The 21,992-nt window shown below is 50.6% G+C and carries 24 protein-coding genes, 1 pseudogene and 1 riboswitch; of the genes and pseudogenes, 13 read left to right on the top strand and 12 right to left on the bottom strand.

The window, feature by feature from the left end; genetic code table 11:
* Window positions 1–37: 37 nt before the first annotated feature.
* Both AC6I77_RS20030 and AC6I77_RS20025 read right to left on the bottom strand, forming a co-directional pair.
* Window positions 38–598, bottom strand: coding sequence for a fasciclin domain-containing protein (locus AC6I77_RS20030; RefSeq protein WP_003854991.1), 561 nt, complete (start codon window positions 596–598; stop codon window positions 38–40).
* A 193-nt stretch (window positions 599–791) separates the two neighbouring features.
* Window positions 792–1,151, bottom strand: a pseudogene (locus AC6I77_RS20025) (methyl-accepting chemotaxis protein); the annotation flags it as partial.
* 53 nt (window positions 1,152–1,204) lie between these two features.
* Between AC6I77_RS20025 and AC6I77_RS20020 the strand changes: the two are divergent.
* Window positions 1,205–1,552 carry a hypothetical protein gene (locus tag AC6I77_RS20020; protein WP_033742849.1) on the top strand — a complete coding sequence of 116 codons (348 nt, stop codon included), beginning with the start codon at window positions 1,205–1,207 and terminating at the stop codon, window positions 1,550–1,552.
* 92 nt (window positions 1,553–1,644) lie between these two features.
* On the opposite strand, the gene AC6I77_RS20015 is transcribed toward AC6I77_RS20020, so the two are convergent.
* The 3 genes from AC6I77_RS20015 to AC6I77_RS20005 form a co-directional block, all read right to left on the bottom strand.
* On the bottom strand, window positions 1,645–2,172 hold the full coding sequence (locus AC6I77_RS20015; RefSeq protein WP_140033905.1) for a rhodanese family protein: 528 nt from the start codon (window positions 2,170–2,172) through the stop codon (window positions 1,645–1,647).
* Complete coding sequence (locus AC6I77_RS20010) at window positions 2,169–2,486, bottom strand: ArsR/SmtB family transcription factor (protein WP_003854984.1); 318 nt, start codon at window positions 2,484–2,486, stop codon at window positions 2,169–2,171. Before AC6I77_RS20010 ends, AC6I77_RS20015 begins: the two co-directional genes overlap by 4 nt.
* Before the next feature lie 185 nt (window positions 2,487–2,671).
* On the bottom strand, window positions 2,672–3,643 hold the full coding sequence (locus AC6I77_RS20005; protein ID WP_140033906.1) for a D-2-hydroxyacid dehydrogenase family protein: 972 nt from the start codon (window positions 3,641–3,643) through the stop codon (window positions 2,672–2,674).
* A gap of 608 nt (window positions 3,644–4,251) precedes the next feature.
* Between AC6I77_RS20005 and AC6I77_RS20000 the strand changes: the two genes are divergently transcribed.
* The gene (locus AC6I77_RS20000; RefSeq protein WP_003854980.1) at window positions 4,252–5,424 is read left to right on the top strand and encodes an EAL domain-containing protein; all 1,173 of its coding nucleotides are present in this window, start codon (window positions 4,252–4,254) and stop codon (window positions 5,422–5,424) included.
* 39 nt (window positions 5,425–5,463) lie between these two features.
* Here AC6I77_RS20000 and AC6I77_RS19995 read toward each other — a convergent pair whose 3' ends face one another.
* Window positions 5,464–6,006 carry a GNAT family N-acetyltransferase gene (locus AC6I77_RS19995; protein WP_497817345.1) on the bottom strand — a complete coding sequence of 181 codons (543 nt, stop codon included), beginning with the start codon at window positions 6,004–6,006 and terminating at the stop codon, window positions 5,464–5,466.
* Between the two features lie 576 nt (window positions 6,007–6,582).
* Between AC6I77_RS19995 and AC6I77_RS19990 the strand changes: the two genes are divergently transcribed.
* Window positions 6,583–6,831, top strand: coding sequence for a hypothetical protein (locus AC6I77_RS19990; protein WP_003854978.1), 249 nt, complete (start codon window positions 6,583–6,585; stop codon window positions 6,829–6,831).
* Between the two features lie 362 nt (window positions 6,832–7,193).
* Window positions 7,194–7,685 (top strand): hypothetical protein, encoded by a 492-nt coding sequence (locus AC6I77_RS19985; protein ID WP_231572351.1) that lies wholly within the window; start codon window positions 7,194–7,196, stop codon window positions 7,683–7,685.
* Window positions 7,686–7,794: 109 nt separating this feature from the next.
* Here the strand turns inward: AC6I77_RS19985 and AC6I77_RS19980 are convergent, their stop codons facing one another.
* Window positions 7,795–8,214 (bottom strand): cell envelope integrity TolA C-terminal domain-containing protein, encoded by a 420-nt coding sequence (locus AC6I77_RS19980; RefSeq protein WP_231572352.1) that lies wholly within the window; start codon window positions 8,212–8,214, stop codon window positions 7,795–7,797.
* A 222-nt stretch (window positions 8,215–8,436) separates the two neighbouring features.
* On the opposite strand from AC6I77_RS19980, the gene AC6I77_RS19975 reads away from it, so the two are divergent.
* Both AC6I77_RS19975 and map read left to right on the top strand, forming a co-directional pair.
* Window positions 8,437–8,682, top strand: a complete 246-nt coding sequence (locus AC6I77_RS19975; RefSeq protein WP_003854973.1) for a ParD-like family protein — start codon at window positions 8,437–8,439, stop codon at window positions 8,680–8,682.
* Entirely contained in the window at window positions 8,679–9,464 is a 786-nt protein-coding gene (gene map, locus AC6I77_RS19970; protein ID WP_039661473.1) for a type I methionyl aminopeptidase, read from the top strand. The genes AC6I77_RS19975 and map overlap by 4 nt, the downstream gene beginning before the upstream one ends.
* Before the next feature lie 36 nt (window positions 9,465–9,500).
* On the opposite strand, the gene AC6I77_RS19965 is transcribed toward map, so the two are convergent.
* Together AC6I77_RS19965 and AC6I77_RS19960 are read right to left on the bottom strand one after the other, a co-directional pair.
* Complete coding sequence (locus AC6I77_RS19965) at window positions 9,501–10,595, bottom strand: sensor domain-containing diguanylate cyclase (RefSeq protein WP_008924597.1); 1,095 nt, start codon at window positions 10,593–10,595, stop codon at window positions 9,501–9,503.
* Between the two features lie 188 nt (window positions 10,596–10,783).
* Window positions 10,784–11,092: a hypothetical protein gene (locus AC6I77_RS19960; RefSeq protein ID WP_003854970.1), complete on the bottom strand. Its 309-nt coding sequence runs from the start codon at window positions 11,090–11,092 to the stop codon at window positions 10,784–10,786.
* 229 nt (window positions 11,093–11,321) lie between these two features.
* On the opposite strand from AC6I77_RS19960, the gene AC6I77_RS19955 reads away from it, so the two are divergent.
* Window positions 11,322–11,546, top strand: coding sequence for a hypothetical protein (locus AC6I77_RS19955; RefSeq protein WP_039661474.1), 225 nt, complete (start codon window positions 11,322–11,324; stop codon window positions 11,544–11,546).
* 337 nt (window positions 11,547–11,883) lie between these two features.
* Window positions 11,884–12,570, top strand: coding sequence for a RipA family octameric membrane protein (locus tag AC6I77_RS19950; RefSeq protein WP_497817249.1), 687 nt, complete (start codon window positions 11,884–11,886; stop codon window positions 12,568–12,570).
* A 225-nt stretch (window positions 12,571–12,795) separates the two neighbouring features.
* Here AC6I77_RS19950 and AC6I77_RS19945 read toward each other — a convergent pair whose 3' ends face one another.
* Complete coding sequence (locus tag AC6I77_RS19945; protein WP_039661476.1) at window positions 12,796–13,845, bottom strand: NAD(P)-dependent alcohol dehydrogenase; 1,050 nt, start codon at window positions 13,843–13,845, stop codon at window positions 12,796–12,798.
* A gap of 110 nt (window positions 13,846–13,955) precedes the next feature.
* On the opposite strand from AC6I77_RS19945, the gene AC6I77_RS19940 reads away from it, so the two are divergent.
* Window positions 13,956–14,360, top strand: coding sequence for a winged helix-turn-helix transcriptional regulator (locus AC6I77_RS19940; RefSeq protein WP_003854965.1), 405 nt, complete (start codon window positions 13,956–13,958; stop codon window positions 14,358–14,360).
* Between the two features lie 13 nt (window positions 14,361–14,373).
* On the opposite strand, the gene AC6I77_RS19935 is transcribed toward AC6I77_RS19940, so the two are convergent.
* Entirely contained in the window at window positions 14,374–15,195 is an 822-nt protein-coding gene (locus AC6I77_RS19935) for a Cof-type HAD-IIB family hydrolase (RefSeq protein ID WP_140034045.1), read from the bottom strand.
* A gap of 254 nt (window positions 15,196–15,449) precedes the next feature.
* Here AC6I77_RS19935 and AC6I77_RS19930 point away from each other — a divergent pair, with 254 nt between their 5' ends.
* Entirely contained in the window at window positions 15,450–16,715 is a 1,266-nt protein-coding gene (locus tag AC6I77_RS19930) for a DUF1479 domain-containing protein (RefSeq protein ID WP_039661478.1), read from the top strand.
* 76 nt (window positions 16,716–16,791) lie between these two features.
* Entirely contained in the window at window positions 16,792–17,541 is a 750-nt protein-coding gene (locus AC6I77_RS19925; RefSeq protein ID WP_039661479.1) for a DeoR/GlpR family DNA-binding transcription regulator, read from the top strand.
* Here AC6I77_RS19925 and AC6I77_RS19920 read toward each other — a convergent pair.
* Entirely contained in the window at window positions 17,538–18,554 is a 1,017-nt protein-coding gene (locus AC6I77_RS19920; RefSeq protein WP_003854958.1) for a LacI family DNA-binding transcriptional regulator, read from the bottom strand. The two genes, AC6I77_RS19925 and AC6I77_RS19920, sit on opposite strands and share 4 nt — an antisense overlap.
* A gap of 257 nt (window positions 18,555–18,811) precedes the next feature.
* Here AC6I77_RS19920 and ascF point away from each other — a divergent pair, with 257 nt between their 5' ends.
* Both ascF and AC6I77_RS19910 read left to right on the top strand, forming a co-directional pair.
* Window positions 18,812–20,260 (top strand): PTS cellobiose/arbutin/salicin transporter subunit IIBC, encoded by a 1,449-nt coding sequence (gene ascF, locus AC6I77_RS19915; RefSeq protein WP_003854956.1) that lies wholly within the window; start codon window positions 18,812–18,814, stop codon window positions 20,258–20,260.
* Between the two features lie 35 nt (window positions 20,261–20,295).
* On the top strand, window positions 20,296–21,726 hold the full coding sequence (locus tag AC6I77_RS19910) for a 6-phospho-beta-glucosidase (protein ID WP_039661482.1): 1,431 nt from the start codon (window positions 20,296–20,298) through the stop codon (window positions 21,724–21,726).
* A 105-nt stretch (window positions 21,727–21,831) separates the two neighbouring features.
* Window positions 21,832–21,934, top strand: a riboswitch (TPP riboswitch).
* The last annotated feature ends 58 nt before the right edge of the window (window positions 21,935–21,992 follow it).

Genomic DNA, 21,992 nt, shown 5'->3' with positions numbered 1-21,992 from the left:
CACGCAATCAGTGGCCACACACAGTATAGGTAACGCTTTATGGCATCAGTACAGTATCGATAACGTCGATGACACCGTTACTCTGGTTCACATCATAGGTGGTGATATTAGCAATATTGCCCTGAGCATCTTTAAGCTGAATGTTATGTGGGCCGTTGGACATCACCCAGAGTGATTCGCCATTAACTGTTTTCAGCTCGGCTTTACCGCCACCGGCTTTGATTTTTTTCTCCAGCGCTTTCATGTCCATTTTTCCTGCGACCACGTGATAGGTCAGCACGCTGGTCAGTTTTTGTTTATTTTCGGGCTTCAGCAGGGAGTCGACGGTACCCTTCGGCAATTTTTCAAACGCCGCATTAGTGGGTGCAAATACGGTAAAAGGCCCCTTGCCTTCAAGCGTCGGAACCAGCCCGGCGGCTTTGACGGCGGCCACCAGCGTGGTGTGATCTTTGGAGTTAATTGCGTTCTCAACAATATTTTTTGACGGGTACATGGCCGCTCCACCGACCATCACCGTGTCGCTGTCCATACTCGCCGCGAAAGTGGCGCCGCTGAAGACTAATGCAGATAAAAGCAGAGTTGGCAGGAATGGCTTCATTTTCACTTCCCTCATTCAGTTTGCGGACAGGGCCGAAGTGCCCTTATCTGTTAATACGAATGAGGGAGGGAAACGGATGCAAAAAATTTTATTTTTTTTGAGCTGCCTGTTCAGGCCCCGCTACCGGGGCCTGAACAGATGTCACTCACTATCTGTCATAAGTCCATTCGGACCTGAGTAGTTAGCTGTCTGCTCAGATACGGAAGGCGTTAACGGCTTCACGTAAAGAGTGCGCCTGAACTGAAAGAGACTGCGATGCAGAAGAGGATTCTTCCACCAGCGCCGCATTATTCTGCGTCACACCATCCATCTGGTTTACCGCAATGCTGACCTGAGAAATACCCTGCATCTGTTCAGCCGAGGCGAGCGAGATGTTATCCATTGCCACAGCCAGTTTTCCGACCATAGCGTTGATATCCAGAATACTCTTGCCGGTTCCGGTTGCAACGACAACACCACTTTCGACCTGCGCCACAGCCTCTTCAATCAGATGTTTAATATCCCGGGCAGCCGTCGCGCTGCGCTGCGCCAGCGTCCTGACTTCACCGGCGACCTTTTCTGTTTGATGAAATGCCGGAATATCGCGCGAGTACAGCAATTCGTTCATTGTCAGGCACCGATGCACAGTGTGTTATTAATCTGACCACGCAGGCTGGCATTCTCATCGTCAGTAAAATCTCCCAGCAGGTTAATGCTATTAACAAAGCATTTATCTATGGTGAAAAAGGCTACATTGAAATACCCGACTACTGGAAAGCCAGACGGGCGACCGTGCATTATTCCATCGGCGAAACAGAAGAGCTGCATTTTCCCTGCGATTTTGAGCTTGTTTATGAAGTTCAGCATATACATGCGTGCCTGGACAGTAACAGGCTGACCAGTCCGGTCATGCGTGCTGACATCACTATAGACACAGTCTCTATGCTGGAATCGATACATAAAGAGTGGTCTTAATGACATAAAATATCGCTGTAGTTTATACGATGAAAACAGTGCGCATCTGCCTACAATTGATGAAAGCTGAGAATTAAGATGCGTCCTTGAATCTATTTCGCCGTTCTGTTCCAGGGCATCTTTTGCAACAACGTTGCCATCCCGCAAAAACCCGTCACGCCAGAGAAAATTAAACCGGCACCTATCACTCCTGAGAGCAAAAATAATCGGCTATCGAGGGTATATCCAGATACCACACCCAGCAGAACCAGTGAACCCGCCGTAATATGAACCTGTCTTATGACAGGCAACGGTTGTTTTTTATCTTCGACGGTCGGGAACGTGGCACTTTTCCACGCATTAATGCCTCCGGACATCAGGAAGACGTTTTCAGAGGTTGCCGCTTTTATAAGTGCATCAGCGTTACTGGTGGTTCTCATCCCTGCCTGACAGTGAAAAATCACAGGACGGGAGCCTGCGTTATCGACGCATTTACCCGCGGTGATGTCGGAAAGTGGCAGTGAGACCGCCTCCGGAATGTGTTCTCTGAGATAATCTGCACGTTCACGGATATCAATCAGCACGGCTCCTTGCGCAATAAGCTCACTGGCTTGCAACGGCGATATCGATTCAGACTTCATTTTAAATCCTCCGGGCAATAGATATCTTTTAGTGTGGAGACAACTTTTTTAACCGCATCGTCTTTTATGAAATAGTTCACCCGCTGAGCCACCTTTGAAGACTCAATCAGACCATCTTCTTTCATTTTCGCCAGGTGCTGAGAGGTGGCAGAAGGTGTCAGCCCACTTTGCTGGGCCAACTCCCCTGACGAGGTGCCGGGTTTTTCAATAAGGATGCAGAGGATTAAAAGGCGATTGCTGTTACTCATCGACTTCAGCAACGTTGTCGCCAGCGAAGCGCTTTCCTGCAACCGAACAAGCTGACTGTTTTTCATGTTTACTATTTTAGGATTCTCTAAATTAAGTAAATACTAAAATACAAGCAGGCGGGATGCAATGGCTAATTTTTGCCGATGACTGTTGAAGAGGCCTGACGGTAAGCACACAGCCTGCAACTGAATCGTCCGGCATCAGAAATGCACGGTCAGAAAAAGCCTTTACCGCCAGATCACGGGTAAATTTATCGTTCTGATACCCCAGCATTAATCACATGTGATCTATCACCACTAAAGTAACGTACGACATTATCAAAGGCCGTTTTGAAGTAGAGCGCATAGCTGGCCTTCTCGACATAGCCCAGATGTGGCGTGCACAGCACATTTGGCATCTGCAGGTAAGGATGTTGCGCGTCGTACAACGGTTCATCGTCGTAAACATCCAGTGCCGCAAATCCGGGGCGCCCCAGTTTCAGGGCGTTTAACAATGCGCCTTTCGAAACGAGTTCAGCACGGCTGGTATTCACAAATAACGCATCCGTTTTCATCAGTGCAAGATCGGCCGCCGTGATATTACCTTCCGTCGACGCGACCAGCCTTTGATGTACGGTTACCACATCGCTGGTGGCGAAAAACTGCGCCCGACTCTCCGGCACTATCCATCCGTCAGTACGGGCTTCTTCCTGTGCGCGAAGACTTCCCCATACCTGCACTCTCATCCCAAAAACGGCTGCAAAGGAAGTGAGACGTTTTCCTATTTTCCCATAGCCAAGAATGCCGATGAGCTGATTATTGACTGCAGAGCCTATTTCTGTTTGCCATCGTCCTTCGGCCATTGCATTCACCGAAGAGACTAATTTTCTGCGTGATGCCATGATCAGCAGCCAGGTTAATTCTGCAGGCGCGACCGGGGAACCGGTCCCTTCTACAATTGCCACACCCGCCCTTGTACAGGCCTCAACATCGACATTCCTCGCCAGCTTACCCGTCTGGCTGATTAATTTAAGACGCGGTGTGCGTCGCAGAAAGGCTGCATCAACCACTGTTCTTTCCCTGATGAGTATCAATGCCTCTGCTGCAGAGAGATGGTGATCAGCCATTGAATCTTTAGTAAGGTCTCCCAGAGCCGAGCACAGGTATTTGTCGTTGTGCTGAAGAAAGTCACACTGCTGAGTAGCGAGCTGATAATCGTCTGGAATCACTATATGAATGGCCATCAATCATCCTCTTTGTGGAGTATTTTCGGAGAGCATTAACTTTAATCAAATAACGTTATGTCATACTAACGGCTTCCAGACTTTGTGCCATAGCGGATATTTAATTACATGATATGTGAGTTATTTCTGCAGGCGAGCAGATCCGTTTATCCTCATCGCGGGGCTTCCCGCATACCCTCTCCGGAACATTTCAGAACACTCGCTTTTCGAATCCGCGAGGGTTCAATGTTGTGTCCAGGGCTTATTGCATGTGGAGACGAGATTCCGTCAATGGAAGCGAAGTCATTACAGGATGTAAAGGAGGGATTGTGTCAACATCTTACAATCAGAAGGTAATGAAAAGTGAGGCTTAGCCGATAATGACAGACATCTGGAACGTAAACTTACGTCGTCAGTTATAATTTGAAAATGATAACATCAGAATATCAACCCGTTAATAATGTTAAGCAGGATTGAACATACCACTCTTATTAAACATACATTATTTAATGTGGTCAGACAGATAATTCAAAAATTGAAATGGATGCTCTCATTTTTGTTCAATTTTCATTGTTTAGAATGTATATAGTTTTTTAACCGGCTGAAAATTATGGATTTACAGGAATAAAATGAAACCTGTTGTGAAAAATGACGAGCCGCGTGAAGTTTTGCTACGGCGTATTAACAGCGGTGAGTTTCACCCGTTTTTTCAGCCTATCGTCTCACTGGAAGACCTGCGCGTGATGGGTTTTGAAATGCTCGCACGCCACATTTCCCCGCAAGGAACCGTTACGCCACCAGCAGACTTCATTCCTGCCATGGAACAAAACGGTCTGCTGGACGAGCTGATGCTCAGCCTGATAGCGCAAGGTTTCAAAACGGCAGCTGCATGGCCGGAACAGCAGTTTCTGTCGATGAATGTGTCACCCTCTCAGCTCAATGGCAGAGACCTGGCTGAAATGATCAGTCAAACCGCTAATCGATTTCAGTTTGATCTGACAAGATTAAAGATTGAGATAACCGAAACTGCCCTGTTAGATGACATCATAACAGCCCGTGCAGAGGTTGAAGCCTTGTCTGATATGGGCTGTACGATTGCGATGGATGACTTTGGGACAGGCTATTCCAGTCTTTCCTGGTTAATTCAATTACCCGTCAATACTCTTAAAATTGATAGCAGCTTTATTCGCTCCATGCTGGAAAAAAAGGATAGCCGAAAAATTATCTCCAGCGTAGTTGGGCTAGGCCAAAGCCTTGATATGGATGTGATCGCCGAAGGGGTTGAAACGGATGAACAGGCTGAAATGTTACGTGGAATTGGATGCCTGTATGCGCAGGGCTATCTGTTCGGCAAGCCGGTGACCGCGGCAGAAAGCCACCTGATGCTCGCCAGGGCGCCCGAAAAAGGTTTTCTTCGCCGGGTTGTGCGTCTTTCTCTTGACCAGCGGGCGCATCAGATATCATCAATGTACGCAGTTCCTGGTACCTCCATCTGCTTTCTTAACCCGGAGTTGATGATTGTTGATGCAAGCGACACCTTTGCTGAAAGGCTTGGCTGGGCCCCACAGGATGTTATTCACAAATACATTTATGAGGTGATACCCTCTCAGGCGGACAAGTTGCTCTGGCTGCAGGAATTCCGAATAAAAGGGCTACCCTACCCGCCATATGAAGTCGTACTGCCCGACGGTTCATCCGATCTTGTCATGGTTACGCGTGTTGAAGATGAAGCAAAGGACCTGTTAGGCTTCTGCGTTTTCGGTGTCAAACTAACGGGTCGTCACGGCAATGAAGCAAAATAGATTGCTGTCAGGATTACGAATCAGACAGCACTCATCACCTTATTGTCCCCTCCTTCTATCAATCAAAAATGTTTGATGCCAGTCATCCCGGCTCAGGGTAAAAAGCATGCTTGCCGCCGCATCTGGCACATCATAGACATCGCGAATATGCCGAAGTCCGGCGTTAATCAAAACTTTTTGTGACGCCAGATGGTTTGCTCTCACCACTGCAGAGATTTCCGTGAGTTTTAACTCACTAAACCCATATCTGACTGCATATCGGGCAAACTCTGTCGCCAGCCCTTTTCCCCAGGATTCCGGCGAGAACCGATACCCCAGATTATTGATCGTGATATCGGCGAAGTTTCGGATGCTCAGCCCTCCGAAGCCGATGATTCTGTCAGGATCATCCCGAAGCGAAATAGCCCAATTGCCGAAACCCTGTGTTTCCCAGTGGCTTATTGATCGAGACAAGACATCCCGTGCATGTTCAATATTCGGGTAAGGACCGGCTGGATTAAACACGTTCGTCGCAGGGTCACCATAAATCCTGAAAAGGTCGCCTGCATCTGCTTCGCTGACTGGACGAAGGGCTAACCGCATGACGTCTGGCTGCAAAAGAACCTCCTGTGTTCGTTAAAGAAACGGGCACAACTGATAATAAACACAGTAAAAGGTGCCGGTCATCCAGTCAATACGTCACCTGAACAACGTTGTGATAACGTGATAGCCGTTATTTCATCGTGCTTACGTCCCGGTAAGTCAAATTAACAGACGCCGCTACTGTTCACTATTAATCCTCTTTTTACCATCCGGACTTGTTTTAAGATCGCCGGCGATTAATGACTTAACTCAATCTAAAAAATATGACTAATCGGGCTGAAGATATCGTGATTTTTGTCGAAAACATAATGAGAAAATAAAAACATAAAGGGAGGAGTAATAGAAGATATTACTCCTGCATGTTCATCACGCTCTCTGGCAAGCCAGCCGGGCTTAACGCTCCTGCCTGTTTCCCAGAGCAATGCACTTTAAGTAGTCTGGCAGCACTGGAACAACGATGAACCGATATATTTCAGGAAGCAGAGACGTCCGGAACGTGACCTATAGCATGATGAAGAGCCCACAAAGACGTGACGTCCCGACGGCGTCTGTTTTCACTACTGCGGGAAATGAAAAATGAGCATCGTTTATATACCTGCCCTCATTCCCTTACTGATGAAAAAAGAGAATGAGAAAGGAAGCCCACTGACAGAGGATGAAGTCCGCCACGTCCGGGATAACGCCACGTTTATTGAAGTGCCGCGTGATGTTGCTTTCACGATGGCCGAATGCCGGGGCTATTTTGATATCAATCCTGAGCATTGCTGGTCACAATGGTGCTCCTATCGGCGTGAGAATCTGTTGCCTGCTGCTGGCAACGTGTAACTGCATCGCAGTTCGACATCTGCTTACCGCTTTTAGCAGTCGGTCTCTGGCCGCATAGCGTAATCGTTCAACAGAATGACGCATCCGTCCGAGGCGGACCTGGGCCTCGACCGCCAGGCTTTCAGGTTGCTCTCGGTTTCACCCCCCTCGCAAAGGCTTTCCCGTGCAGCGGTCTGGCTGATCAGTCGTAAACTGAGTGTTGAACACAAGGCGACTTTCGCGTCTGATTCATCAGATGGGCTGCAAGCTGAGAGGGTATAACGTTGTAGTCGTCCTTAAAAGATCAGGCTCATCCGACATACCCTTGTGATATTCTCTGCACTCTGGCGAAACCTGTCCTGTATATTATTCGCTGCGGAGGCATGATGACAGACTCAGATTCCATCAAATTAGCTATGCTGTTTCTTATTGCCTTCTGGATATATTACCTGAAAATTACACGCAGCTTTTCAGGACGATTTATCTATTTTGATAAAAGAAAAAAAGATGTCTCATTACGCCTGTCAGTTTTTGGCACACCAGGAGACACGTCCGATCTTAGCGACGTTATTATTTCACTTAAAAAGTGTTTACAGGATCTTGAAAATAAAAATTATCACAGCGTGATATTTGAATCACACCTCATTACTGCAGAGATGATAGAATCTATTCAGCGCTTTACACAGGAACAGGGTTATTCATTTCAGAACGTCATGTTCTGCTACACCTCAAAATGGCAACGCGTTGTCATTCCACTTAAAACGGCCCTCTGCCGTTTCAACCTGAAATTTGCTAATCCGACAACCACAACATTCACTGTCGTACTTGATCGAAGCCCAGCTTCCGGCTTTGATAATATTTATATCGGTAAGTGACATTATTCCTGATACAGCATGTGAGAGCGTAGTCTGGGTTTCAGAAGCGTAACACGTAAACAGATCAGCATTGAATCCAGTGCGTTACACTCCGGATAGCTCTCATCCTTTACTGCGGAGCAAAATGGATTGTCATACTGTCCTTCTGGAATGGGCGGCCCACGGGGAAAGTATTGTTATCTACTGCCTGATTAATGGCTTCAGTAGCCGCAACGCACAGATCCGGATCGCCGCCCACAACATTTATCTTTACCGAATGATCACGTTGCGCCAGCTTAATTCTTACGTCACATGTTTTACCGCGATAAGTATCTGCATCGAAGAAGCGATGCTGTATTGATGTTGAGGCCTGGCATATCCAAAGCATCGCCTCGCGTTGTTGCGTTTGCTGAGGTGTCTGAGCTTCACACTGTGATTTAATCTCTGATGCGTCTGGAGACTTAATTCCCTTATGATTGATAGGGTTTGTTCGTGTATGGCATCCGGAAAGGACCAGTGCGAATGTTAAAACAACAATTTTTTTCATCATGGCTTCCCTGTCGATTTTCCTGATTTGTAGCATGAATAGTGCAATTGAGTAGCCACCGCCAATAGACTCTCTTCAAAGCAAATACCACGATCTCCACACCGGCAACCCGACAAAGTCTATAAAACTTGTACGGAAATTCATACAGCCATTCACGCCCTCTTTGCAAATCACATCCGCTACCGTTACTCTATACGAAACGTATACACTTCATATAAGGCTTGTATGGGTATCGTAAAAATTTCCGACCTGATGCATGAGAATCTCCGCATCGCCAGCCAGGCGATGAGCCGCTCGATCAATGCCCAGGCAGAACACTGGCTTAAGCTTGGCATGCTGGCTGAACTCTATCCGCAGCAGACTCAACACCAACTGGCGCAAATGCTGATCCGGCTTGAACTGGAAGGCAGCGCTGATATTCGCAGTATGCTCCCAAAAGAGAGCCTCATCCCACAAGGAGACGTGTCATGAACACCGTTAAAATACATACCGCAGCGGAAATTGAAATGGCGCGCGCAGCCGGACAGGCTGCTGCTCAGGTACTGGCGATGATCACGCCTCATGTGCGTCCCGGCATCACCACGGAAGAACTGGATGATATCTGCCACGACTTCATTGTGAATGAACTTAAGGTGACACCCGCGAACATTGGCTATCACGGCTATACCCGCACCACCTGCACATCGGTTAATCATGTGGTATGCCACGGTATTCCGGCCAGTAAAAAGCTTAAGGATGGCGATATTGTGAATATCGATGTGGCGATCATCAAAGATGGCTGGTACGGCGATACCAGCCGCATGTACTTTGTCGGCACCCCATCAGTCCGGGCCAAACGTCTGGTTGAGATCACCTATCAGTCGATGGTTGCGGGTATTAAAACAGTTCGTCCTGGCGCGACGCTAGGTGATGTGGGTGCAGCAATTCAGCGTGTTGCGGAAGCCGCAGGTTTCTCGGTGGTGCGTGAATATTGCGGTCACGGCGTCGGGGAGATTTACCACACCGATCCGCAGGTGCTGCACTACGGCACACCCGGTGAAGGGATGCCATTGAAAGCTGGCATGATTTTCACCATTGAACCGATGATCAACGCCGGTAAAGCAGGCACCAGCGTGCTGTCAGATGGATGGACGGTGGTCACGAAAGATCGCTCGCTTTCCGCGCAATGGGAACACACCGTCGCAGTGACTGAAGAAGGTTTTGATCTGCTGACGCCGTGGCCTGAAGGCACCGGCGACTATCCCGCAATTTAATCCCCCTGCCTGAGACACTGTCTCAGGCAGTGTTCTCTATCTGCTTCTGACTTCATCCAGCGTTTCCAGCGTGCCCGAATGCCAGACCTGTATGTTATTGCGACCGGCGCGCTTAACCTGATAAAGCGCTTCATCAGCGCATCTCAGCCATTGATGGATTGATTCCGCATCACTTGCCGGTGCAATTCCAATACTCACCGAGCACTGAAAAGTGGGAGACGCTGGCAGCCGCAGCAGCGCAATGCCCTGTTTAATCTGCTCTGCCAGCAGCGTAATGCTGGCTTCGTCTGCATCCCGCACAATGACGCATAACTCATCACCCCCGAAACGGGCAGGAATATCTTTCAGTCCGACGCTATTACGAAGCAGTGCCGAGATTTCTGCCAGTAGAAAGTCACCAGCCTCATGCCCAAAGGTGTCATTCACCTGCTTGAAATGATCAACGTCCAGCAGCATTAGCCAGGCTTTACCCTCACCTCGCTGGGTGCGCAAAAACTCACTTTCCAGACGCTGCTCAAACAGACGTCGATTTGGGATTTTCAGCCCGGGATCCATCAGTGCAATACGTTCCAGCTCGCGGTTCTTTTTGCGCAGACTCAGGGTCAGATTATGTGACACCACGCTGAGTGCCAGCAGATATCCGCTGGCCAGCGGCAAGGTCAGCCAGACGGTACGGGTACTGAAATTAAGCAGAATGGGCGCCTTTTCCACCAGCCAGGCCAGCATGAAGGTAAACAGAAAAGCCTTTATTGCGGATTTCAGCTGAACCCAGCCCCCAGCCGAATAGCGATCGGAGATCAGCACCGCCATGATAATAATTGAGGGCAACGGGCTGAGCGCCATGTTTGCAACCCAGAATCCGCCAAAGGCGGCATCCAGCGTTAAACTTTTGCGTTCAAATCCAGTGGGGTCGCGGGATCGCAACGCCAGTCGGTACGCTGCATAAGGCCAGACAAACGCATTAGTAAACAATAAGGCGCAGAGCTGCGGGCACATTCCCATCTCCATCAGGACAGAAAGAATGGGCAGAAAACAGAGAAAGGTACCAAGCTGGCGCATCATAAACATTCGCCGGACAAATCGCGTCGAACGTCGCTTCAGTTGTACATCATCGGGGGTGTAATAATTCATACGCGCACTGAAGCAGTTACAGGTCAGGTAAGTTTATCGGTAAATGAAGAAAAATTGTGAATTATTTGCAGATTATTCTTATTGCCTGTACGCGAGTTAATTAAAAGGTGTAATTAACTTACGGGACTGGAAACAGCGGTGAGAGATTGCCACGCGTCGTGAATAACGCGCGGCATTTCTGATGCAGATTATCTGCGGCCTTTAACGATTGAGGCAGACCAGTTGAAATCGCTGACTTCACTGGCGGTCAATGAAGAGGGCTTCTTTTTACGAAGCGGCTTTTTCTGCGCTTTTAGCGCCAGCGCTTTTTCCTTCTCCAGTTTACTGGTCATGACGATCTGACGTGCTTCACTATTAAATTCTTTTTCTTTCTTACTATCAGGCTCTTTACCGGTTCGTTGACGGTACTTCTCTGCCAGTCCGTTGTAGGTTTGCTCGACGGCCAGACGTTCATCAGCGTTGAACTGATCAATGGAAATCATCTTCTTATCGTTCATAGCGGCATGTCCTGTGGCGAGTTATTCAGGCAAGTGTACCGCATTTGCCGTTCGTTAATGCAGGGAATGGCATTAATCCGTCGACGTGATAGTTTCATGAGCCTTCCGGCAGGACAAATACGCCTGATCCTATTCGTAAGCCTGACTCAATCAGGTTTCTTTCTTAATATTAAACTAATGTTCATCAGGTTTAATGGTAGTGACCACGCACCGCCAGAGAGCAGAACCAATGATAAGAGAGACCGATCGCCTGTCACAGGCATTATTACGGCGGCATGGGATTGGCATTAAACAGAAACGCATACACTTCAGAGGCAGAGATCTGCTGTTTCAGTTGCACAACGCCCGCTATGATGTTTTCAATGGTGACCGCTGTATTGCGACTGTAGAAACTAACAATATCAACGAAGCCATTAAGCAGTTTAAAGCGCTGGATAACCCTGATGAGAAATAACCCTGCCTGATCATGACCTGTTTCAGAGGGATCACGCCGTCAGAACCGTCTGCGTTGTGGTGCAGGATAATCAGGATGCTCGAAGTTTCGAGGGTCTGTAAGAAGGTATATGGCGTGCAGCACCCGATAACGCCATTGCAGCCCTGCTGCACGATCAGCCGATGCGGCTTGAAAATGAATGCCGCACAATCGTTTGCAACGAAATCAATGGAAAGCAGCCTGTTGCGTCTGTCTAACCGGTAAGCCGGAGAGTGTTCATCCGGTTCAACGCCAAATTTAGTGTTAATTCAACCGGTGCTGATTAGAATAAAGCAAACTCCCCGAATACAGGTTTCTGATGAAAATCACCATTCACAAAGAAGATGAGCTGTTTATGCAAAACTTCTTTGATGCACCCTGCCACACTCTCGAAACAGAATCGCCGCAGGCTCAAAAAATTCAGCAATCTCTTCAGCTGGCTATTCAGCAAAAAGGTGCAGAGGCCGATGGCGACTGGAAACGTAGCCTGACATTTCTGCTGCTGTTTCTCTTTCTGTATGCTGCGCTGGGTGCTTCACTGACGCTTGATCTCAGCGCCCCGGGCACGGGCCATAAAAGTATTGCCTATGCGCTGGAAGCGATTCCGGTACTCATCGCCTTCTCCGGTTTCTTCATCTCTATTCTTTATCTTTTCATGACTCGCGCCAGTGCGCGTAAACAGCGTAATTGGGAAAAGACGATTCTGGTGCTGGAGAAATACGCCATCGGAAACCTGTTCAAGGTGACACACACCCAGGGTGGCGGAACCAGCAATTACTCCGTGCCTAACCTCTCCATTTCGCTGGCGATGTTTATCTGTGTAACCTGGCTGGTGATTTATAACTATCTTACATTCACCACCAGCGGTGTATTCGGTAGTGTGATTTCGCTGTTCATCAGCACCATGGTGTATGTGATTCTGGATATTCAGTTGCTTAAGCCTTTCATCCATGTGATGGATAAAGATGAATCAGAAAAGGGTGACGCGGATAAAGAACAGGATTAACCAGGATCTTCTGCGGTATCAGGATACCCGGCCACTGTGAGCCGGGTATTTTTTTGTCACAATCTGGCCATTGTTACTGACAGGCCCATTTTTGCAGTGAATTCAATGAAAGGCGAAACGAACACAACCTTGGTATGTTGTAACTATATGACGGCCTTATTATACCCCACTTAGCGCTGACGAATCTCCGCCAGAAAGCCCGCTTTGATAGCGGGCCTGCCGTCATTACCAGTGAGTTTTCTGCATATCGATAACGAAACGGTATTTCACGTCACCAATCAGCATACGTTCAAAGGCTTTTTCAACGTCGTCACCGGTGATCATCTCAACGTCAGCCGTGATGTTGTGCTGACCGCAGAAGTCGAGCATCTGCTGCGTCTCCTTAATGCTGCCAATTGAGGTGCCGCTAATACTCAGGCGGCGAAACACCATTGGGGTGACATTCGGTGACTTATGCGGTTGATCGGGGATGCCGACCAGCACCAGCTGACCATTAGTTTTCAGCGCATTGAGGTAAGGATCGAGATCATGAGCCGCAGCCACACAGTCCAGAATGATATCCAGGGAGGCCTGACACGCTGCCATTTGTGCCGCGTCTCGCGAGATGACCACGTTTTTAGCACCCAGACGGCGCGCATCCGCCCCTTTTGCAGGAGAAGTGGTAAACAGAGTGACTTCTGCACCCAATGCGCTGGCGAGCTTAACCGCCATGTGTCCCAGTCCGCCAAGGCCGATAACACCTACGCGGTCGCCTGCTTTAACATTAAAATGCTGCAACGGTGACCAGACAGTCACACCTGCACACAACAGCGGTGCCACAGCGCTCAGCGCCAGATTGTTGGGTACCGTCACCACAAAATGCTGGTTGACAATGACATGCTGCGCATACCCGCCAAAGGTGGTATTGCCAGTGTATTTGTCGGTGCCGTTATAGGTTGGTGTGAAGCCCGCTTCACAATATTGCTCTTCCTGCTGCTGGCAAAAATGGCATTCACGGCATGAATCGACCATAACACCCACGCCTACGGTATCTCCGACAGAAAAGCGTGTGACATTGTCACCTTTATCCACCACGCGTCCTACAATCTCATGACCGGGAACCAGTGGATAGCGGCTCACGCCCCATTCATTCCGTGCCATATGAAGGTCAGAATGACAGACGCCACAATACAGGATTTCGATTTTGACATCGTCAGCCTGCACGTCACGTAACTCAATCTGACCCGCCTTTAACGGTTGATCTGACTGGGTGGCTACCAGCGCGTTAATTTTCATCTGTTGCCTCTTCTCATCTGATGGTCGTAAAGAAAGCGGCCCACTATAGACATGCAGGAACCTGTTTGGTAGTAGTTACCTTTTGGTTACCATGAATGTGAGGAGAGACTGTGCCGGTCTGGGTTGAAGGAAAACTTTATTTTTATGCGGACTCACCACCACGTCGCCTGCTTGAGCTCTTTTCCGTGAAATGGAGCACGATGGTGCTGCATGCGCTTTATCACTGGCCGGAAAATCGGGCGCGCACAGGGGAACTGGAGCGCAGCCTGCAGGGAATTTCAAAGAAGATGCTGATTCAGACGCTGCGCGAGCTTGAGCAGCGCGGGCTGGTGTCGCGTCATGTCTGGCAGGTTGTCCCGCCGAAAGTGGAGTACAGCCTTACACCACTCGGCCATACCTTTGCAGAACCGATTGAGCAGATGTATGAATGGGGTCTGGAGAATCAGGCTGCGCTGGATGAAATGGAAAATCATGCGCGCAGCCATCAGGAGAGTGGCGGAGATGACCGCCAGTGATGCACGTTACGGATTAATCGAACGGGAATTCGCGCGCCAGCACGCGCGCAATCACATTTAGCGCGCCTTCGTCGTTGTTGCTCTGTGTCTGATAGTGCGCCACGGCGGCGACAGCCTCAGCAGCATTTGCCATCGAGAAGCTATAGCAGGCCTGACGCAGCATCTCAATGTCATTGGCGCTGTCACCAATCGCCAGCACTTCACAGTCACTGATGCCCCACTTTTCCTGTAGTAGCGCAATGCCGTGTGCTTTATGGCAACCCGGAATGATGAGATCGATAAAGCCAAAGCCGCTGGAGACCGGATGCATGATGTTTTCCAGCTCGCCAAGTGTGGCGTGCAGTCTTTGCAGCAGTGCATTTACGCCTTCGTGCTCCAGCTTCAGCGAGAACTTGAAAATGGTGTCGTCGATGGCATAAAGGTCATCACGTTTTTCGAGTCGGTGATAATGGTTTGCCAGTTGCGCCATCATCTCGTCTGAAGCGGATGCATGCACATACGCACCATTACGTCCGCAGACCACAACCGCGATGTCGGGTTCATGCGCCAGGATATCGAGGATCTTATGCACTTTCTCCTGCGCTAACTCGCCGCAGAAAATCTCTTCATTGCAGTCCGAAACCCACGCACCATTTTCTGCCACAAACGCGATTTCATCTTTAATGTCGGGAAAATAGCGCTGGAGCTGGTAGTACTGATTCCCGCTCGCCACCACAAAACGAATGCCCTTCTGCTTCAGCAGCGCATACTGACGTGAAAACCGCTGGACGTTGTACTGCTTATTATCGTCCAGAAAGGTGCCGTCCATATCCACCGCAATCATCTTAACCGCCATTTCGCCTGCCCCTTTACGTTCGCCGTTCTGTCCTTTCGGCTGATTGATTTGATTCATAAAGCTTACTCGCTGTGTGGATTAATGAGAATGCAAATAGTGACATTGCTAACGGATTTCAGAGCGTTCCGGTTCATCAGTTGTGTTAGCGCGCACGGTTTATGTCGTTAAAAGAATGTTAAGCTCAACGACAAATTACGAATGAAGATTATTTAAATTACATTCGAAACTCAACCATGACGATAAAGGAGCAGAATATGATCCGTGATGAAACCCTGGCTACCCCATTACCTGACGACGTCAAAACCGCTATCCGCAAAATGAAACAGCAGTTACGTCAACAAATCGGCGATGTTGATGCTCTGTTCAAACAGGTCTGCGACAACATCACCACTGCCATTGCGCAGGCAAAAACAGAGGAAGCGCAAACCGGCACGGCCTGGCCGGTCGTGCCAATGCAGGACATTACTGAAGGAAAGGTTTCAGATGAAACCCGGTTGCTGATTAAACGTCGCGGTTGTGTGGTGATTAAGCAGCATTTTGCACGAAATCAGGCTCTGGCCTGGGATAAGTCGATGCTCGACTATCTGGATCACAATCATTTTGATGAACAGTATCGTGGGCCCGGTGATGACTTTTTTGGCACCCTGGCTGCCTCCCGTCCTGAAATCTATCCCATCTACTGGTCGCAGGCGCAAATGCAGGCGCGGCAGAGCCCGGCAATGGCAGAGGCACAATCTTTTCTTAACCGGCTATGGACGTTTAATTCCCAGGGCAAGCAGTGGTTTGATCCGGATGTCAGCGTTATCTATCCCGACCGCATCCGTCGTCGCTTGCCGGGTACAACCTCTAAAGGCCTGGGTGCCCACACCGATTCAGGAGCACTTGAACGCTGGTTGCTGCCCGCTTATCAGCAGGTTTTCAGTAAGCTGTTCCACGGTGAATTTGCCGCATACGATCCCTGGGACGCGGCTCACCGTACCGACGTAAACGAATATGATCTGCCAGGCACCACCAAATGTTCTGTGTTTCGCACCTTTCAGGGCTGGACCGCGCTCTCCGATATGATCCCCGGCCAGGGCCTGTTGCATGTGGTGCCGGTGCCGCAGGCGATGGCTTACGTTTTGCTGCGTCCGCTGCTTTCGGATGTGCCTGAAGATGAGTTGTGCGGTGTGGCGCCGGGTCGGGTATTGCCCGTGAATGAACAGTGGCATCCTCACCTGATTGCCGGGCTCTGTTCAATACCGGCTCTTGAGGCGGGTGATTCCGTGTGGTGGCACTGTGATGTGATTCACGCTGTTGCACCGGTTGAGAACCAACAAGGCTGGGGCAACGTGATGTATATCCCCGCAGCACCGATGTGTGAGAAAAACCGCGCTTATGCCCGTCGTGTTGCAGAGGCGCTGGAGCAGGGACGTTCACCGGCCGATTTCCCGCCTGAAGACTATGAAGCAGAATGGGAGCAACGTTTCATGCCGGAAGATCTCAACCTCAATGGCCGACGGTCTCTGAATTTAGCCTGACGCAACCCCGCGTCGCGCACCGGCGCGGGATAATCCCTGTTACACTGCCTCTTTTATTTAACGGCGAAGCGCGATTATGAACCCGCGACATCATCAGATCATTCAATTAGTTAATGACAGGGGCAGCGTAACTGTCAGTGAACTGGCGCAGCATACCGGAGTTTCGGAAGTGACGGTGCGCCAGGATCTGACACTGCTGGAACGTGATCGGCTACTTCGCCGGGTTCATGGCTCTGCGCTGGCACTGGATAGCGATAACGTCGGCACCCGCATGAATACCCGTTATTCTACCAAGCAGGCGCTGGCACGACATGCGGCCAGCCTGGTGCAGGCGGGTGAGTCGGTTTTCATCGAAGGGGGCAGTACCAATGCGCTGCTGGCGCGGGCGCTGGCCGACCGTGCGGACCTTACGCTGATTACCGTCAGCCACTACATTGCCCAGCTTCTGCGTGAGGCTGCCTGTGAAGTGATTGTGCTTGGCGGATTATTGCAGAAAAGCAGTGAATCCGTTGTGGGTCCGCTGACGCGTTATTCCATTCAGCAGGTCCATTTTCACAAAGCGTTTGTTGGTGTGGATGGCTGGCATCCGGAGACGGGTTTCACCGGCCGCAATATGCTGCGCTGTGATGTGGTAGATGCAGTGCTGGCGAAAGGCGCTGAAAGCTATGCACTGACTGACGCGTCTAAATTTGGTCAGATTCACCCCTATCCGCTCTCATCCGGCTTTCAGGTCGGGCAGGTAATTACTGATGAGACACTGGATTCCGCGACGGTCGTGCAACTCAGCAAACAGGGGATCGAGGTGATACAGATCGCGACAGGTTAAGCCGACCAGGGGCCTTTAGTCACGGAGTCCCGCATCATCAGGCTGGCCGTGAAAGGCGCCTGAGTCTGCCAGTCACCCCCGTCCAGCATGGTTACCAGGCGGTTGATCGTCTCGTCGATCATTTCTGTGACCGGTAGCTTCATACTCGATAATGACGGCGTGATATAGGGTGCCAGCGGGATATCATCAAAGCCTATTACCGAGACCTGATCGGGCACTGCAATGTTGCACTCGGTCAGGCGTTTGATTGCACCAATCGCCATCTCATCATTACTCGCCACCAGCGCAGTAAATGACACGTTGCGCTCAAGGAGCGTGTCGACGGCAGCCATACCGCTCTGCGCCGTCCATTTACCCGCCACAATATGGCGGTCGTCAGCGTTAAGGCCCTTTGCCGCCAGCGCAGCACGATAACCGTTAAGGCGCTCAACACCGGTAGGGGAATCCTGCGAACCGGTAATAAATGCGATATCGCGGTGTCCCTGGTTCAGCAGATAGCCCACGGCCGTGGCACTGCTGGCGTGCTGATCGCTGTAAATGCAGTAGCTGTGGTTGACGCGCAGCCGCCGGTTAATAACCAGAATGGGCTGTTTGTGGCTGGAGATAATCGCATCCAGCGCGTCAATGCTGAGGAAGCGCGGATAGATGATGATGCCGTCACAGCGTAGATCGAGCAGAAACTGAATGGCCGCCTCTTCCTGCCTGGCGGTGTGCTTGCCGTCCGCCAGAATCAGCTGACGGCCCTGCTGCTCCATCATGCGTGCGGAGTGGGCCATTAACTCAGTAAAGTAGCTGCCGCTGTAAAGCGTGTTGGTGATGACCAGTCCGATTGTCTGAGACGTTTTTGTCGCCAGATTGCGGGCCAGCAAATTAGGCCGATACCCGGTTTCTGCAATCGCCTTCAACACCCTTTCACGTTTTTCCTGTCCGACGTAGCCATTACCGGAGAGCACACGTGACACTGTCGCTTTTGAAACGCCCGCCTTAATTGCTACTTCCTGAATCGTTGTCATGGTGATGCTCCTTTGCTACGTCGTCCTGCAGTCTACCTAAGCCTCTCAATATTGGAAATATTTACCCGGTATGTATACGCACATCATCACATTTAGCAGGTGATGCACTTCACAAAATAGAAATCTGCCCGATTTATACTCTTGTCGCCGAACGTAAAGACCTTCATGATTTTGTGAAACCGGTTTCCTATTTGTCTGCTTGCAGGCATTAAAAACATAAAAATTTTGACCGATTTACCCTACAGAGAAGAGCGATCATGCCCATGAACTATGCCGAGGTGTCACGCGCCATTGTCGATGCGCTTGGCGGCCTCACCAATATCGAAGCCGTCACTCACTGCATGACCCGCCTGCGTTTTGTCCTGAAGGATCAAACACAGGTCGACTATCCACGTCTTAAAGCCATCACAGGTGTCATGGGCGTGGTACACAACGATACCCAGTACCAGGTGATCATCGGGAATAACGTATCGCAGGCTTACCAGGCGGTGCTGGAACTGGGATCGCCCGGCGCAGCTTCGACTGTGCCGGTGAAACGCAAAATTACCCTGAGAAGTATTGGCGCAGGCATTCTGGATGCGCTGGTGGGCACCATGTCGCCATTGATCCCAGCCATTATTGGTGGGTCCATGGTGAAACTGCTGGCGATGATTCTTGATATGGCGGGCGTGTTTGAAAAAGGTTCATCAACGCTGGTGATCCTCAACGTCATTGGCGACGGGGCATTCTTCTTCCTGCCGATCATGGTTGCCGCCTCAGCGGCGCTGAAGTTCAAAACTAATATGTCGCTGGCGATTGCCATTGCCGGCGTTCTGGTCCATCCCAATTTTGTTGAGCTGATGGCAAAAGCGGCGCAGGGTCAGCCGGTCGAGTTCGCTTTCATACCTGTCACCGCGGTGAAATACACCTATACGGTGATCCCGGCGCTGGTGATGACGTGGATCCTGTCACACATTGAACGAGGCGTGGATCGCATCACCCCTGCGGTCACTAAAAACTTCCTGAAACCGATGCTGATTGTGCTGATTGCGGCACCCATTGCGATTGTGCTGATTGGCCCGATTGGTATCTGGATCGGCAGCGGCATCTCCGCGCTGGTCTACACCGTCCATGGCTACCTTGGCTGGCTTTCGGTTGCGATTATGGGCGCTCTCTGGCCGCTGCTGGTGATGACCGGTATGCACCGGGTTTTCACACCAACCATTATCCAGACCATTGCCGAAACCGGCAAAGAAGGCATGGTGATGCCGTCAGAGATCGGCGCCAACCTGTCGCTGGGCGGATCGTCGCTGGCGGTGGCGTTCCGCACTAAAAACCGTGAACTGCGCCAGACCGCACTGGCAGCTGCGGCATCAGCCATTATCGCAGGGATTTCAGAACCGGCGCTGTATGGCGTTGCAGTGCGCCTGAAACGCCCACTGATCGCCTGTCTGATCAGTGGTTTTATCTGTGGCGCGGTTGCGGGCATTGGCGGGCTGGCCAGCCACTCGATGGCCTCACCCGGCCTCTTTACCAGCGTACAGTTCTTCGATCCCACCAATCCCATGAGTATTGTCTGGGTCGGTGCGGTCATGGTGCTCTCGGTGGTGTTGTCATTCGTGCTGACGCTACTGTTAGGCTTCGAGGATATTCCTGAGACAGAACCCGAAAGCGCTGCGCAACCTGCGCCTGCTACCGAACGCGCTAACGCGATCAATAGCCATTAGGAAAAGGGTCAGGCTGACCCAAAAAAGAGGATTGCATGTCTGATTCAAGGTTCCCGCAAGGGTTTTTATGGGGCGGCGCGCTGGCCGCTAACCAGAGTGAAGGTGGTTTTCGTGAGGGCGGAAAGGGCTTAACCACCGTCGATATGATCCCGCATGGCCCAAACCGGATGCCGGTTAAACTGGGTCTGGAAAAACGTTTTGCCCTGCGTGACGACGAGTTCTACCCCAGTCATGACGCTATCGATTTCTATCACCGCTATCCGGAAGATATTGCGCTGATGGCCGAAATGGGGTTCAGCGTGTTCCGCACCTCAATTGCCTGGAGCCGGCTCTATCCTAACGGTGACGAACTGACGCCTAATCCGGAAGGCATTGCGTTTTATCGTGCGGTCTTCGAAGAGTGCCGGAAATACAATATCGAACCGCTGGTCACGCTTTGCCATTTTGATGTCCCGATGCATCTGGTCACGGAATATGGCTCATGGCGCAATCGCAAAATGGTCGATTTTTTTGCCCGTTACGCACGAAGCTGTTTCGAGGCGTTTGATGGACTGGTGAAATACTGGCTGACCTTCAACGAGATCAATATCCTGCTGCACAGTCCGTTTTCCGGGGCTGGCCTGGTCTTTGAACCCGGCGAGAATAGAGACCAGGTAAAATATCAGGCGGCACATCATGAACTGGTTGCCAGCGCGCTGGTTACGCGAATCGCGCATGAAGTGAATCCGGTCAATCAGGTCGGCTGCATGCTGGCCGGCGGCAATTTCTATCCCTGGTCGAGCAAACCGGAAGATGTCTGGGCTGCACTGGAGAAAGACCGCGAAAACCTCTTTTTTATAGATGTGCAGGCGCGCGGTGCCTATCCGGCTTACGCTGCCCGCGTGTTCCGTGAAAAAGGGGTGACGCTGGAGATCGCTGACGGTGATGCCTACATTCTGAAAAACAGCGTCGATTTTGTCTCATTCAGTTACTACGCTTCGCGCTGCGCGTCGGCAGAAATGAACGAGCAGAACAGTAGCGCCGCCAACGTGGTGAAATCCCTGACTAATCCCCATGTGCCACGCAGTGACTGGGGCTGGGGCATCGATCCGCTGGGGTTACGTATCACGATGAACATGATGTATGACCGCTATCAGAAGCCTCTCTTCCTGGTGGAGAATGGCCTGGGCGCACGCGATGAAGTCGACGCGAATGGCGAGATTAATGACGATTACCGCATCAGCTATCTGCGTGAACATATCCGCGCGATGGGCGACGCCATTGAAGATGGCGTGCCGGTGATGGGTTATACCAGCTGGGGCTGTATCGATCTGGTTGCCGCCTCGACCGGCGAAATGAGCAAGCGCTACGGTTTCGTCTACGTAGACCGCGACGATTTGGGTAACGGCACGCTGGCGCGTACGCGAAAAAAATCATTCTGGTGGTATAAGAAAGTGATTGCCAGTAATGGCGCAGATCTTGAGTGACACTGTCACTTAAAAAGCACATCTGAATGCACTGTCGCGTAGCAAACTTGCCTGAGCATAACACTGACGCATCCGTTGTGCTCAGGCACTAATTATCGTATAACGAATGTCTCCGAGGGGTGTCCTGTCATGGGCTGAGATGGCGAAAGCCGAACCCTTTGAACCTGATCTGGGTCATGCCAGCGAAGGGACGGGTCGGCAGATTTTCTGTCTCATTTCCTGCACTATCCCCTGTTCCAGACCGTATGCCCGGATCTCCCTTTTAA

This window comes from Pantoea sp. X-Soil-ISGK-259, assembly GCF_059730705.1.
This window is presented reverse-complemented; position numbering and strand designations above follow the sequence as displayed.

Bases quoted from the DNA above. Each gene is read 5' to 3' on its own strand.
- AC6I77_RS19985 (WP_231572351.1), top strand. From the start codon at position 7,194: ATGATGACAGACTCAGATTCCATCAAATTAGCTATGCTGTTTCTTATT.
- AC6I77_RS19990 (WP_003854978.1), top strand. From the start codon at position 6,583: ATGAGCATCGTTTATATACCTGCCCTCATTCCCTTACTGATGAAAAAA.
- AC6I77_RS19965 (WP_008924597.1), bottom strand. From the start codon at position 10,595: ATGAATTATTACACCCCCGATGATGTACAACTGAAGCGACGTTCGACG.
- AC6I77_RS19945 (WP_039661476.1), bottom strand. From the start codon at position 13,845: ATGAAAATTAACGCGCTGGTAGCCACCCAGTCAGATCAACCGTTAAAG.
- AC6I77_RS19910 (WP_039661482.1), top strand. From the start codon at position 20,296: ATGTCTGATTCAAGGTTCCCGCAAGGGTTTTTATGGGGCGGCGCGCTG.
- AC6I77_RS19920 (WP_003854958.1), bottom strand. From the start codon at position 18,554: ATGACAACGATTCAGGAAGTAGCAATTAAGGCGGGCGTTTCAAAAGCG.
- AC6I77_RS19955 (WP_039661474.1), top strand. From the start codon at position 11,322: ATGATAAGAGAGACCGATCGCCTGTCACAGGCATTATTACGGCGGCAT.
- AC6I77_RS20000 (WP_003854980.1), top strand. From the start codon at position 4,252: ATGAAACCTGTTGTGAAAAATGACGAGCCGCGTGAAGTTTTGCTACGG.
- AC6I77_RS19980 (WP_231572352.1), bottom strand. From the start codon at position 8,214: ATGATGAAAAAAATTGTTGTTTTAACATTCGCACTGGTCCTTTCCGGA.
- ascF (WP_003854956.1), top strand. From the start codon at position 18,812: ATGCCCATGAACTATGCCGAGGTGTCACGCGCCATTGTCGATGCGCTT.
- AC6I77_RS20005 (WP_140033906.1), bottom strand. From the start codon at position 3,643: ATGGCCATTCATATAGTGATTCCAGACGATTATCAGCTCGCTACTCAG.
- AC6I77_RS20030 (WP_003854991.1), bottom strand. From the start codon at position 598: ATGAAGCCATTCCTGCCAACTCTGCTTTTATCTGCATTAGTCTTCAGC.
- AC6I77_RS19950 (WP_497817249.1), top strand. From the start codon at position 11,884: ATGAAAATCACCATTCACAAAGAAGATGAGCTGTTTATGCAAAACTTC.
- AC6I77_RS19925 (WP_039661479.1), top strand. From the start codon at position 16,792: ATGAACCCGCGACATCATCAGATCATTCAATTAGTTAATGACAGGGGC.
- AC6I77_RS19995 (WP_497817345.1), bottom strand. From the start codon at position 6,006: ATGCGGTTAGCCCTTCGTCCAGTCAGCGAAGCAGATGCAGGCGACCTT.
- AC6I77_RS19935 (WP_140034045.1), bottom strand. From the start codon at position 15,195: ATGGCGGTTAAGATGATTGCGGTGGATATGGACGGCACCTTTCTGGAC.
- AC6I77_RS20010 (WP_003854984.1), bottom strand. From the start codon at position 2,486: ATGAAAAACAGTCAGCTTGTTCGGTTGCAGGAAAGCGCTTCGCTGGCG.
- AC6I77_RS19930 (WP_039661478.1), top strand. From the start codon at position 15,450: ATGATCCGTGATGAAACCCTGGCTACCCCATTACCTGACGACGTCAAA.
- AC6I77_RS19975 (WP_003854973.1), top strand. From the start codon at position 8,437: ATGGGTATCGTAAAAATTTCCGACCTGATGCATGAGAATCTCCGCATC.
- AC6I77_RS19960 (WP_003854970.1), bottom strand. From the start codon at position 11,092: ATGAACGATAAGAAGATGATTTCCATTGATCAGTTCAACGCTGATGAA.
- map (WP_039661473.1), top strand. From the start codon at position 8,679: ATGAACACCGTTAAAATACATACCGCAGCGGAAATTGAAATGGCGCGC.
- AC6I77_RS20015 (WP_140033905.1), bottom strand. From the start codon at position 2,172: ATGAAGTCTGAATCGATATCGCCGTTGCAAGCCAGTGAGCTTATTGCG.